The 12,718-nt window shown below is 66.1% G+C and carries 12 protein-coding genes; 7 read left to right on the top strand and 5 right to left on the bottom strand.

Annotation, left to right across the window (positions count from 1 at the left end; genetic code table 11):
• Positions 1-20: 20 nt before the first annotated feature.
• Positions 21-767, bottom strand: a complete 747-nt coding sequence (locus tag E1956_RS39940; RefSeq protein ID WP_232072234.1) for a COG4648 family protein — start codon at positions 765-767, stop codon at positions 21-23.
• Between the two features lie 735 nt (positions 768-1,502).
• On the opposite strand from E1956_RS39940, the gene E1956_RS39935 reads away from it, so the two are divergent.
• The 5 genes from E1956_RS39935 to E1956_RS39915 all read left to right on the top strand — a co-directional run bounded on the left by E1956_RS39935 (position 1,503) and on the right by E1956_RS39915 (position 5,697).
• Positions 1,503-1,763 carry a phosphopantetheine-binding protein gene (locus E1956_RS39935; RefSeq protein ID WP_134759696.1) on the top strand — a complete coding sequence of 87 codons (261 nt, stop codon included), beginning with the start codon at positions 1,503-1,505 and terminating at the stop codon, positions 1,761-1,763.
• A 120-nt stretch (positions 1,764-1,883) separates the two neighbouring features.
• Entirely contained in the window at positions 1,884-2,600 is a 717-nt protein-coding gene (gene fabG, locus E1956_RS39930) for a 3-oxoacyl-ACP reductase FabG (protein WP_134758814.1), read from the top strand.
• A gap of 47 nt (positions 2,601-2,647) precedes the next feature.
• A complete protein-coding gene (locus E1956_RS39925) occupies positions 2,648-3,937 on the top strand; it encodes a chorismate transformation FkbO/Hyg5 family protein (RefSeq protein WP_134758813.1) in 1,290 nt (429 codons plus the stop codon).
• Between the two features lie 132 nt (positions 3,938-4,069).
• Positions 4,070-4,846: a glycosyltransferase family 2 protein gene (locus E1956_RS39920; protein ID WP_134758812.1), complete on the top strand. Its 777-nt coding sequence runs from the start codon at positions 4,070-4,072 to the stop codon at positions 4,844-4,846.
• A gap of 23 nt (positions 4,847-4,869) precedes the next feature.
• Complete coding sequence (locus tag E1956_RS39915) at positions 4,870-5,697, top strand: alpha/beta fold hydrolase (protein WP_232072232.1); 828 nt, start codon at positions 4,870-4,872, stop codon at positions 5,695-5,697.
• A 14-nt stretch (positions 5,698-5,711) separates the two neighbouring features.
• On the opposite strand, the gene cobA is transcribed toward E1956_RS39915, so the two are convergent.
• Positions 5,712-6,494, bottom strand: a complete 783-nt coding sequence (gene cobA / locus E1956_RS39910; RefSeq protein ID WP_134758811.1) for a uroporphyrinogen-III C-methyltransferase — start codon at positions 6,492-6,494, stop codon at positions 5,712-5,714.
• A 654-nt stretch (positions 6,495-7,148) separates the two neighbouring features.
• Here cobA and nirB point away from each other — a divergent pair.
• Both nirB and nirD read left to right on the top strand, forming a co-directional pair.
• A complete protein-coding gene (nirB, locus tag E1956_RS39905; RefSeq protein ID WP_167760317.1) occupies positions 7,149-9,752 on the top strand; it encodes a nitrite reductase large subunit NirB in 2,604 nt (867 codons plus the stop codon).
• A 36-nt stretch (positions 9,753-9,788) separates the two neighbouring features.
• Positions 9,789-10,148, top strand: a complete 360-nt coding sequence (nirD, locus tag E1956_RS39900; RefSeq protein ID WP_134758809.1) for a nitrite reductase small subunit NirD — start codon at positions 9,789-9,791, stop codon at positions 10,146-10,148.
• Positions 10,149-10,284: 136 nt separating this feature from the next.
• Here nirD and E1956_RS39895 read toward each other — a convergent pair whose 3' ends face one another.
• From E1956_RS39895 to lhpI, 3 genes are all read right to left on the bottom strand, one after another.
• Positions 10,285-10,509 carry a hypothetical protein gene (locus E1956_RS39895; protein WP_134758808.1) on the bottom strand — a complete coding sequence of 75 codons (225 nt, stop codon included), beginning with the start codon at positions 10,507-10,509 and terminating at the stop codon, positions 10,285-10,287.
• A 176-nt stretch (positions 10,510-10,685) separates the two neighbouring features.
• Positions 10,686-11,657 (bottom strand): sensor domain-containing diguanylate cyclase, encoded by a 972-nt coding sequence (locus E1956_RS39890; protein ID WP_134758807.1) that lies wholly within the window; start codon positions 11,655-11,657, stop codon positions 10,686-10,688.
• A 116-nt stretch (positions 11,658-11,773) separates the two neighbouring features.
• A complete protein-coding gene (lhpI, locus tag E1956_RS39885; RefSeq protein ID WP_134758806.1) occupies positions 11,774-12,688 on the bottom strand; it encodes a bifunctional Delta(1)-pyrroline-2-carboxylate/Delta(1)-piperideine-2-carboxylate reductase in 915 nt (304 codons plus the stop codon).
• Positions 12,689-12,718 lie beyond the last annotated feature (30 nt).

Below are 12,718 nucleotides of genomic sequence, written 5' to 3'. Positions count from 1 at the left end.
GCGCGCCGCCGGCCGTTTATTCATGGCATGGGTCTGACTGTGCGGCTCGCGTTCGGGCGGCCTGGCGTCGCGCGGTTTGCCTGGCTCGCGCGGCCCACAGGGTCCTTCTGGCTCACCTGGCCCGCGTTGTTCTGCGCCGACGCCTGCCGGTATGCCCGGATCGCGTCTAGCATGCCGGAGCGCCGCTCGTGGCGCAGCGCAAAGCGGCGGCACACATGCTCGGCGACGAACATCGCGCCCACCAGTGGCAGCGCCAGATAGTTGGCGAAGGTCGCCCACGCGACGATCGGCGCGGCGGCGAACATCAGCGTCGAAACGGCGGCGATGGCGACGAAGAACGCCGTCCACGCCACGGTGATCTGCCGCGTGTAGCGCGCGACGGCCGGCGTCAGCGAGCCGTGGATCATCGACGCGAACTGCGAGCAGAGCGGCACGCGCCCATGCACGAGCGTGCGGCCGAACAGCAGCGCCATCCCGAGGTTGAAGCTCACGTGCTCGAGGTACAGGCCCCATTCAAAATGAAGAGCAAGCGGCGTGTGCGCGGCCCAGAGCGCGGCGGCCGCGAGCGCCCAGAGCGGCAGCAGCCAGCCCCGGCGCGGCGAACGGGCTGCCGCGGCCAGCGCGATCGCCATCGGCGGCACTAGCGCCATGGCGAGCCCGAGGCCGTGTTCGCCGGGCGTGGCCACCGCGTGATGGGCGAGCAGCTGGTACGCGGCCACCGCCACGACCACGAGCGCTGCACGTGCGACACCGGCGAGCGCGCTCATCGTGCTGCTCCGGGCCGGCGCTGCGCGCCTTCAGACGTCCACACGCCACGTGCGCCGCGAGCACCTTTGGCATTTCGTACGCCACGTGCGCCGCGAGCACCCTGGGCACCTTCGGCAGCTTGGGCAGCTTGGGCACCTCGTGCGCCGGCTCCGCCGCGCGCGACGAGGCGGGCCGGCAAGTGTACCGGAGCGCGGTCCGGCGCGAGGCGAAGGTGCATGGGTGGGCAGGGCACGGCTTGTTTGGCTCCGTTGGCTTGGGCGGTTTTCAGACAGCTTTCATATGGCGGGTGGCGCTGTGTCGGGCACTCTGGCACCGGTCGCGAGGCATACGTCACATGAATAGCGGGCCGCGCAAAGGCGGCAGGCATATTTTAAGATGGCGACGGAGCAGCGCCGGAATGGCGCGCCGCCGGTTTGTAACCGTTTGTATGCCACCGCGCGGCGTGGCGCGGGCATCCGAACCAATTGCGCCCAATGCCGTGCAAGCGTCTCGCGCGTTCGCGTCCCAAAATTCGGGCGCCGCGTGCCCGACCCCTTGTAACCTTTCGGCGGCGCTCACCGTATACGCACCGATACCCATCGTCTAGAATCCGCGTAACTTTTACTAAACGAACCCCAAAATCAGGCAGGCGGGACAGCGGGCAGGCGCCGGGAGGGACGGCGGGGAGCACGTGCGATGCGTGCGCCAGATCGCCGTTCGCGCGCCGCGCTCGCGCCGCCTGCAACCCACGCATGATGAACGCACTGGAAAAAGAGCTTGCCGCGCTGATCGTCGGCGAACTGAATCTCGAAGACGTCTCGCTCGACGACGTCAGCGCCGAGACCCCGCTCTATGGCGAGGGCTTCGGGCTCGACTCCATCGACATTCTGGAGATCGCGCTGCTGATCTCGAAGAAGTACGGCTTCGAGCTGCGCTCCGACAATCCGGATAACGAAAAGATCTTCGCGACGCTGGGCGCGCTGGCCGCCTATGTGGAGGCGCATCGCGTTCGCTGAGGGCGCTCGCGCTGGATGCGATGCGTTTGACCGAGGCGACGCGGCGGCACGCGCAGGATCGCGGCGCCGCTGTCCTGATCGTCCTGATGAAAGGGAAGCGCGAATGAAAGGAGAAAACCGATGCGGGCGCTCGTGACAGGCGGCAGCGGCGCGCTCGGGCAAGCCATCTGCATGGCGCTGGCGCAGGCGGGCCACGAAGTGTGGGTGCACGCGAACCGCCATCTCGGAGCGGCCGAGGAGGTCGCGCGGCGCATCGGCGAAGCGGGGGGCGCCGCGCAGGCGATCGCCTTCGACGTGACCGACGCCGATGCCGCGCAGGCCGCGCTCGAAGGCCTGATCGAAGACGCGCCGGTGCAGATCCTCGTGAACAACGCGGGCATCCATGACGACGCGCCGCTCGCCGGCATGACGCGCGAGCAATGGCGCCGCGTGATCGACGTCTCGCTCAACGGCTTCTTCAACGTCACGCAGCCGCTCTTGCTGCCGATGATCCGCACCCGCCATGGGCGCATCGTCAATATCGCCTCGCTCGCGGGCGTCATGGGCAATCGCGGGCAGGTCAACTATTCGGCCGCGAAGGCCGGCTTGATTGGCGCGACCAAGGCGCTCTCGCTCGAGGTCGCCTCGCGCGGCATCACGGTGAACGCGATCGCGCCCGGCGTCATCGCGTCGGCCATGGCCGAGCGCGCGTTTCCCGCCGAGCGCATCAAGCAGCTCGTGCCCGCTCAGCGCGCCGGGCAGCCGGAAGAAGTGGCCGGCATGGTCGCGTATCTCGTGTCCGATGCGGCCGCGTACGTGACCGGGCAAGTCCTGTCGATCAACGGCGGGCTCGCGTAGGCGCGAGCGCGTAATTTGTCCGTCGACGATTTCCTGAGGAATTTCGAGTGTCTGTGCAAACTGTCGACGCCGGCTGGCGTTCGCAATCGATGACTTCTGCGCCTGTGGCGCCGCACGGCCACGCGCAGCAAAGCGCGCTGCGGCTCGTGCAGATCGATCATGCGCGCCTTGCAGCGTTGCTGGGCGGCGCGCAGCACGGTGCCGGCGAAGCGGGTCCCGCCGCGGCCTTCGAGCGCGCGTTTCCGGGCGCGATCGGCGCGGTCTGCGTGGGTGCGTCGGCGCATTGGCCGCTGCTGGCCGACGCCGTGCCCGACTTGCCGCTCTCGCCGGTGCACATGACGCGCCTTGAGCCGCGGCACGCCGCCGGTGCTCCAGACGGCACGCCTGGTGCAGGCCACGACGCATCCTGTTACGAAATCTGGCAATGCGCAGCGGACGATCTGCGCAGCGTGCAGCGCGGCGCGCTGCACTACCGCTATAGCGAGGCGGCGGGACTCGTGTTCGGCAGCATCGTGCTGAGCGAAGCCGATTTCGCGGCCGAGCCGGGAACAGACGCACCCGCGCACGCACAAGCGCCGCTCGAACGCGCGACCGACGCCGCCTATCGGATGCTGTTCGATCTGCTCGATACGCTGGACATGCCGCATCCGCTGCGGATCTGGAACACCGTGCCCGCGATCAACGTCGAGCAGCATGGCGCCGAGCGCTATCGTCAGTTCAATGCGGGACGCCAGCACGCTTTCGAAGCGTGCCGCCGTGCGCTCACCGGCAGCGTGCCGGCGGCCTGCGCGCTCGGCTCGGTCGGGCCGCTATCGGCGCAGGGCGTGCCGAGCGAACCGCTCGCGGTGTATTTCCTCGCGAGTCGCACGAGCGCCGATGCCATCGAGAACCCGCGCCAGGTGAGCGCGTTCCACTACCCGGCGCAATACGGCGCCCGCGCCCCGACATTCGCACGCGCGGCCGCCTGGTCCGGCGCGCCCGGTGCATGCACCGCGCCGGTGCTGTTCATTTCCGGCACGGCGAGCATCGTCGGGCACCGCACCGTGCACCACGGCGACGTGCTGGCGCAAACGCGCGAAACGCTCGCGAATCTCGTGGCCGTGCTGGACCAGGCTGCGCGGCAGGGCCATGGACCGTTCGCGCTGGCGGATCTCGCGCTCAAGGTCTACGTGCGCGACGGCGCCGATGCGGCCATGCTCGCCGCCATCGACCGCCTGCTGCGCGAAGCCGCCGGCCCGCACGTGCGCCCGCTCTATCTGCACGCGGACGTGTGCCGCTCGGACCTGCTGATCGAGATCGAGGCGAGCGCGGGTCACGCCGTGGCGAGCCTCTCATGATGCGCGGAAGGCCCGTAGAGATGCGTTGCATTGCCATGGCCGCGCGCGCACGATGTCGAAGAGACATGTGCAGGGTCGTCGGCGAGTCATAAAATTTTGTCAGTATCCCGTTCCATGCAATCGGCCGCTTCCATGTCCACGCCCCCCGCTTCGACCACGCACCTCGTCCTGATCCCGAGCTACAACCCGGGCCTCAAGGTCGATGAAACCGTGCGCGCCGCGCGTGCGCAGTGGAACCCCGTGTGGGTGGTGGTGGACGGCAGCACGGACGGCAGCGTCGAGCGCCTGCAGGGGATGGCGATGAACGATCCGGGGCTGCATGTAATCGCGTTGCCGACCAACCGCGGCAAGGGCGGCGCGGTGCTCGCGGGCATCGAGGCCGCGTCGGCGAGTGGCTTCACGCATGTGCTCACGATGGACTCGGACGGTCAGCATCCGGCCGAGCTGATTCCGCGCTTCATGGCCGCTTCGCAGGCGGCGCCCGATGCGATGGTGCTGGGCCTGCCGAAATTCGACGCGAGCGCGCCGCAGATTCGCGTGCAGGGGCGGCGCCTGTCGAACCTGTTTGCGGACATCGAGACGCTGTGGGCCGGCATTGGCGATTCGCTCTACGGCTTTCGCGTCTACCCGATCGAGCCGCTCAGGACGATCATGCGGCAGCAGCCATGGATGCGCCGTTTCGACTTCGACCCCGAAGCTGCCGTGCGCCTGTGCTGGGCCGGTGTGCGGCCAATCCAGATCGAGGCGCCGGTGCGCTACTTCCGGGCGCACGAGGGCGGCGTTTCGCATTTCAACTACGCGCGCGACAACCTGCTGCTTTCGTGGATGCATCTGCGGCTCGTGGCTGGGTTCGGCGTGAGATTGCCGCTGCTTGCCGCGCGGCGTGTGCTGGGGCGCGAGACGGTGTAACGCCGATTCTCCTGGCGCTTCGCGTGGGTGCACGTGAATTTATTTCGTTATCGAAAGTGTTGGTACAGGTGAATACATTTTCCATTGACGATAGCGGTAATATTCTTCGTTACCTTGATCTGTATTCCGGGGAAAAGGCGTTTGAACCCCTCCTTTTTATTCACGGCTTGGGCTGCGCATCCAGCATCGATTACCTGCCGGTTGTGACCTCCGATTCTTACTCCAAATGCAGATCCATTCTCGTCGATCTCATGGGGTCGGGCCTTAGCGACAAGCCGCAAGACGGAAAATACGACTCCGCGACGCAGGCAACGGTTCTATCGAATTTTGCGGTCAGCCAGGGTTTCTCGAACGTGAACCTGTTCGGCCATAGCGCCGGGGCGTTCATTGCCTTGAAGCTCGCGCAGCAGTTGCCCATTCAGGTCGACACGCTTGTGCTTTGTGAGCCTGGGCTGACCGACTACGGCGTCGCCATGTTGTCGGAGATTGCGTCCCAGACCGAGCAGCAATTCGTCGATAGCGGCTTTTCACAATTCCTGGCGCAATTGAAGGCCCAAGGCGGTAACGATGTCTGGTTGGGGCCTTTTTCCGTGGCGTCACCCTACGCCATTTATCAATGGGCGAGATCGGCTATAGACGACAATTCGACCAATTGGCTCGATGATCTGACCAACCTGAACGCAACCAAAGGCGTGATTCTTTCGGATACGGCAATGAGCGACGAGATTGCGAAATTCGAACAAGCCGGTTGCACGGTCGAGCTAGTTGCCAACGCCGAACATATGATTGCGTACGACAATCCAGATGGTCTGGCGTTGGCAATTTCGAATATTCTCAATCTGAGCCGATAAAACAATATCCATCGCTACGCGCTTCGTAGTACCGGTAGCCCCGCCGCGTACGCCTGGGCATCCTCATCGAACGCATTCAGCGTAACCGCTTCCCCAATTGCATCGCCCACGAGAATGATGGCCGGGCTGCCGAGCCCGGCTTGCGTCGCAATGGCGGCGATGGTGCCGAGCGTTCCCGTCACGCGGCGCTCGTTCGCACTGCCGGCCCATTGCACAACGGCGGCCGGCGTCTCATTCGAAAGCGCCTGCGCGAGCGTCGCGCATAGCCCCTCGATGCGGCTCATGCCCATATAGATGGCGAGCGTCATGCGCGTCGCGGCGAGCGCCTGCCAGTCCGGTTCGCTATGGTCGCGCAGATGCGCCGTCACGAAGATCACGCCCTGGCAGTGGTCGCGATGCGTGAGCGAGACGCCCAGGCCCGCCGCCGCCGCGAACGCCGACGACACGCCGTTGATGATCTCCACCGCGATACCCGCGCGCCGCAGCGCCGCGAGCTCTTCGCCCGCGCGGCCGAAGAGCAGGGCGTCGCCGCCCTTGACGCGCACCACGTCGAGGCCCTTGCGCGCATAGCGCTGCATGAGCCGCTCGATGAACGCCTGCGGGGTGGAGCGGCAGCCGCCGCGCTTGCCAACCTTGATCACGCGCGCCTGCGGGGCGAGCGAGGCAATCTCGGGATTCACGAGGTCGTCGAGCAGCACGACGTCAGCGCGGGCGAGCGCCTTCGCAGCCTTCAAGGTCAGCAGTTCGAGGTCGCCAGGTCCCGCGCTCAATAAAGTGACCTTTCCGGTTGCGTTCATGTTGATCCTTTCGCGTTCTTTCATATTCTGCGCGCTGTTACGCGCGCCATCAAAACAAACGGCGTCCGCTCGTCGTGTGTGACGAGGGGACGCCGTTGTCCGCCAATGCATGAAGGGGTTGCAGCATGGCCCGCGCATCGAAGCCGATGGTGTGGGCGCTCCGGCATCGTTGCCGGATGGATGGCTCTACGCAAGTTCCAGACCAGCGCACGCGTCGGACCGGTGTGCATCGCGCTCGCCGGCGCCAGCGGGGCACGCACCCATTGACAAGTTTTTCGAATGCATCGCGGTGGCGCACCGAAATCGCACAGCGGGCGTGCTGCACGGCACCAAATTTGTGCCTGGCTGCCTCGCGGCGCACCGCACCAACACGCACGGCGAGCAGGCCCGAGAGCTCGCTCGCGCCCTGTGGCGTGGGGTTTTCGGCCATTTCCGGCGGACTGGCACAGTGCTTGCGTAACGATCCGCAAACAGGATCAACGGCGATCCGGCGGCCGGCGATCCGGCTGCAACGCAGCATGGCAGTGCAAATCGATTGAATCTCAGGGCAACGGCGTCCCCCGAATCTGGCTCCTCGCGAGCTGGATCCGCGGGACGCCTTTTTATTTGGCAGGGTGCATAAGCATGACGCAATCAACGCTCGCAGTGAATGGTCTGGACGTCGTGGTCATGGGTCACGGCATGGTGGGCCACAAATTTCTGGAGTGCGTGCTCGCGGACGCCGCGCAAAGTGCGCTGAACGTGCGCGTGACCGTGCTCTGCGAAGAGCCGCGCCCCGCTTACGACCGCGTGCATCTCTCCGAATTCTTCGCCGGCAAGTCCGCCGAGGATCTTTCGCTCGTGAGCGAAGGTTTCTTCGAGCGCGACGACGTTCGCCAGCGCGTGCGCCTCGTGCTCAACGCGAAGGCCGTGTCGATCGACCGCGTGGCGCGCACCGTGAGCGTGTCCAATGGTGAGACGCTTTCGTACGACAAACTCGTGATCGCCACGGGGTCGTCGCCATTCGTGCCCCCCATCGCGGGCAATGATCGTACGGACTGCTTCGTTTATCGCACCATCGAAGACCTCGAGGCCATGCAGGCACGCGGTGCGAGCGCGAAGTCCGGTGTGGTGGTGGGCGGCGGCCTGCTGGGCCTCGAATGCGCGAAAGCCCTGCGCGATTTGGGGCTCGAGACGCACGTGGTCGAATTCGCGCCGCGCCTGATGACGGTTCAGGTCGACGAAGACGGCGGCCGCATGCTGCGCAGCAAGATCGAAGCGCTGGGCGTGACTGTGCATACGCAGAAGAACACCACGTCGATCGTGGATGGCGAAGGCGCGGCGAACCGCATGGTGTTCGCCGACGGCACGCACCTCGAAGCCGACATGATCGTGTTCTCGGCCGGCATTCGTCCGCGCGACGAGATTGCGCGCGCGTGCGGGCTCGAAGTGGGTGCGCGCGGCGGCATTGTGATCGACGACGCCTGCCGCACGAGCGACCCCGACATCTACGCGATCGGCGAATGCGCGCTGTGGCAAGGCCAGATCTTCGGTCTCGTGGCGCCGGGTTACGACATGGCGCGCATCGTCGCGAAGACGCTCGCGGGCACGGCGCAGGACGCCAGCGCGGCGGCACGCTTCGAAGGCGCGGACATGAGCACGAAGCTCAAGCTGATGGGCGTGGATGTGGCGAGCATCGGCGACGCGCACGGCAAGACGCCGGGCAGCCGCTCCTATCGCTTCGCCGACGAGCGCCGCGAGGTCTACAAGAAGATCGTGGTCTCGGAGAGTGGCAAGCATCTGCTCGGCGCCGTGATGGTGGGCGACGCAGGCGAGTACGGCACGCTGCTGCAGATGATGCTCAACCGCATCGAATTGCCGGAGGCGCCCGAGTTCCTGATCCTGCCGCAAGCCGATGGCAAGGCGAAGCCCGCGCTCGGCGTGGAGGCCCTGCCCGAGGGTGCGCAGATCTGCTCGTGCAACAACGTCTCGAAGGCGCAGATCTGCGCGGCGGTGCGCGACGGCGCGACGAGCATCGGCGCGATGAAGTCTGCCACCTGCGCGGGCGCGTCGTGTGGCGGCTGCGTGCCGCTCGTCACGCAGATCATGAAGTCGGAGATGCAGCGCCAGGGCGTGGCCGTCAACAATCACCTCTGCGAGCACTTCCCGTATTCGCGCCAGGAGCTCTACCACCTCGTGCGCGTGGAGAACATCAAGACCTTCGGCGCGCTGCTCTCGAAGCACGGCCACGGGCTCGGCTGCGAAATCTGCAAGCCCGCGGTGGCCGGCATTCTCGCGTCGTGCTGGAACGAGTTCGTGCTCAAGAAGGAGCACGCGAGCCTGCAGGATTCGAACGACTACTACCTCGCCAACATCCAGCGCGACGGCACCTATTCGGTCGTGCCGCGCATGCCGGGCGGCGAAGTCACGCCCGAGGGCCTCATTGCCGTGGGCATGGTTGCGAAGAAATATGGCCTCTACACGAAGATCACGGGCGGCCAGCGCGTGGACCTGTTCGGTGCGCGCGTCGAGCAACTGCCGTTCATCTGGGAGGAGTTGATCGACGCGGGCTTCGAATCGGGGCACGCCTACGGCAAAGCCGTGCGTACCGTGAAGTCGTGCGTGGGCTCGACGTGGTGCCGTTATGGCGTGGGCGATTCGGTTGGCCTCGCGATCGAAGTGGAGAACCGCTACAAGGGCCTGCGCGCGCCGCACAAGATCAAGTTCGGCGTCTCGGGCTGCACGCGCGAATGCGCGGAGGCGCAGGGCAAGGACATCGGCATCATCGCCACCGAGCGGGGCTGGAACCTCTACGTGTGCGGCAACGGCGGCATGAAGCCGCGTCACGCCGAACTGCTCGCGTCCGATCTCGACAAGGACACGCTGATTCGCTACATCGACCGCTTCCTGATGCTCTACGTGCGCACGGCGGACCGCCTGCAACGGACGAGCGTGTGGCGCGACAACCTCGAAGGCGGCCTCGACTATCTGATCGACGTGGTCGTGCACGACAAGCTGGGACTCGCCGCCGAGCTCGAAGCGGAGATGCAGCTCGTGGTGGACACCTACGAGTGCGAGTGGAAGAAGGCCGTGACCGATCCGCAGACGCGCCGGCGTTTCCGCCACTTCGTCAACAGCGACGCGGGTGACCACCACGTTTCATTCGTCGAGGAGCGCGGCCAGATTCGTCCGGCCACGCCCGAGGAGCGCCAGCAGATCCCCGTGCGCACCGACTACGAGGCGCTCGCGCAGATTCCCGTCGTTGTCGAAACCGTTTGAGTTGGCCTGAACCTGTTCACTTATGAGGAGTACGAAATGAGCCACGTCGCTAGCCATGCCATTGCGCAAGACACCTGGGTGCCCGTGTGCAAGCTCGATGACATCGTCCCCAATACGGGCGTGTGCGCGCTCGTGAAAGGCGAGCAGATCGCGGTGTTCCATATCGACGACGGCGACGCGCGTGTGTTCGCCATTGGCAACTATGACCCGAACTCGCAGGCCGCGGTGCTTTCGCGCGGGCTCGTGGGCAGCCTCGGCGAGCGCATCGTCGTGGCGTCGCCCATCTACAAGCACCACTTCGATCTTTCGACCGGCGAGTGCCTTGAAGATCCCGTGCGCTCGGTGAATGCGTTCGCCGCGCGCGTGGAGGACGGCCAGGTGTGGGTGTCGGCCTGAATCAGGCCTTTTCCCCTTGTTTGCAAGTTTGGGCTGCGCAAGACCGAACAGACCGTCAAGTCCGTTTGTCCGTATTGCGGCGTGGGCCGCGGCGGTGAGCGCGGCGCGCCGGTCGTGACGGGATTGACACGGCGTATTAGTGCGTCTTGCGCCGCCAGATCTCGTGGCCGGCGCAAATCGCGAGGAAGACGCCGAACAGGATCGCGGCCACCGAGGCCGACTGATCGCCGGCGTTGGCCTGCGGGCCGGATTGCACCGAGTGAAGCCACAGCCCCGCGCCCGCTGCCACGGCCACGAGGCCCAGCACGACACCCAGCGCCAGCGCGGCAATGTGCTCGCGCGGACGTTGCCGATTCGTCATCTCGCTCCCCAACGAGCGTGTCCTTGCTCGTGCGGGCGGCGTCGGGCGCCTCCCGCATGGGGTAACGATACGCCGTTGCGCGCGCCGCCGCATCATCAATCGATGACAGGCAACGCCGCCGGCATGCTCGAAGCAAATGAAAGGGCGGCCGGCAGGCTTAGAGCGGCCGCATCGCGTCAGCGCCGCTCGCACCCCGTCGCGCGCTTTTGCCGATACATCGCGGCATCGGCGAGCGCCAGCAACTCGTCCACGGACGATGCCGCGTCGGCACGGCTCACCGCGTTGCCCATGCTGCTGCGCAGCGCGTAGGGTTTTTGCGCCGCGCGATTGAAGCGCTCCAGTTGCGTGCAGATGCGATCGGTCGCCTGCGCCGCGCCGGCCTCGTCGGCGTCGGGGAGCAGCACCGCAAACTCGTCGCCGCCCAGCCGGCCGATCACGTCGCCCTCGCGCACGGCCAGGCGCAATATCGTTGCGAACGCAACCAGTGCGTGGTCGCCTTCGGTGTGGCCGTAGGTGTCGTTGATCTGCTTGAAGCCGTTGAGGTCGAGATAGAGCAGCGAGACCGGCCGCTGCGCGCTACGGCACAGACGCACCGCCTGCTCGGCGAGCGCCTTGAAGCCGCGCCGGTTCGCGAGGCCGGTGAGCTCGTCGGTGCTCGCCATGCGCGTGGCCGCGATCTCCTGCTCGGCCATGTCGGCCAGATCGCGCAGCACGGCGCGCTCCTCGTCGCCGAAGCTGCGCGGCGCGCTGTCGATCAGGCAGAGCGTGCCGAGGCGCATCTGGTTCGGAACCGAGAGCGGACAGCCCGCATAGAAGCGGATGTTCGGCGCGCCGGTCACGAGCGGGTTGTCGGCGAAGCGCACGTCGGCGCTCGCATCGTTCACGAAGAAGAGGTCGTCGCTCAGAATGGCGTGGCCGCAGAACGAGATGTTGCGCGGCGTTTCAGAAGCGTCGAGGCCCGGGTGCGACTTGAACCATTGGCGCTCGGAATCGACCAGCGTGACAGCGGCGATGGGGACGTTGAACAAGCGTCGCGCGAGGCGCGTGATGCGGTCGAAACGTTCCTCGGGCAAGGTGTCGAGGATATTGCACGACCGCAGAGTCTCCAAACGCTTGGCTTCGTTCTCCGGCAAAGAAGGTTGAAGCATGGGTGATGGACGCGTTGGCGAAAAGGGTTTTCATTCTAGCGCGAAGCGCGCGAATGTTGTTGCCTATGCAGCCAGCATGATGCGCGGGGCGCCGGGCGGCACGCCCCGTGCGAGCTTCAGCCGATATGCGCGCGCGCGACCCGGCACGCAGCAAGATCCCAGGCGGCGCAGCCAACGCTCTTGAAAAAGACCGGTGCTGCGGGGTTGAGGGTTCCCTTGATGGCATCGGCTAGCGCATTCACGTTGGCCCAGTCGACGCCCGCCTGAATCAGATCGCCCGCTTCGTGCTTCGCGCCGGCGGGATCGTCGACAACGAGGAAGCTGCTGTCCACGGTCGCTTTGCCGACTTCGGCCGCGGCCGGCGTGAATGCGCCCACGCCGATCACAAGACGTCCGGCCCGTGCGGTAGCGGTGTAGACGGGCGATTGACTCGTAGTAACCGTCACGACGACATCGACAGAGTCGGGAATATCGCCCTCCAGAACGCTGAGAGTGGGCGCAATCGCGCGCAGCGATTCCACGAAACGTTGCGTGCTCTCCAACGTCGAGCCTCGCGCGAACATCCTTGCCTGCGGAAAGAGCGCTGCAAAGGCTTCCACATGATTGACGGCCTGCTTCCCGGTGCCGATGATCAGGATCTCCTTCGGCGCGTCCGCATGCAGGCACATGATGCCGAGCGCGGTGACGGCGGCGGTCCGGCGTCCGGTGACCGTGGGGCCGTCGAGCACGAACAGCATCTCGCCCGTGAACGCGTCGCACCCAATGACCTGCCCGTGAATCGTGGGGAGCTGCCGCTTGCCGTTGCCGGGGCACACGTTGACGAGCTTGTGGATCGCAATGTCGCTTGCGCTCGACGGCATCGAGAGCATGACGCCGCCTTCCTGCAGCGGAATGACCAGGCGCTCAGGGCTGACGATCTTCCCGGCTGCGTATTCCACGATGGTTTCGCGCAGCGTCTGCACGAGCGTCGGATAGTCCAGCAGCGCGGCCGTGGCTTGCGCGTCGAAAGTTTTGACTGGCGGAGTGGTCATGGTCTGGGTGACTCGCGTTGGAGAAGGTGC

Origin of the sequence: Paraburkholderia pallida (genome assembly GCF_004524855.1) — a bacterium.
GTDB lineage: Bacteria > Pseudomonadota > Gammaproteobacteria > Burkholderiales > Burkholderiaceae > Paraburkholderia > Paraburkholderia oxyphila.
The sequence above is the reverse complement of the archived record's forward strand: the minus strand, read 5'-3'. Positions and strand labels throughout refer to the sequence as shown.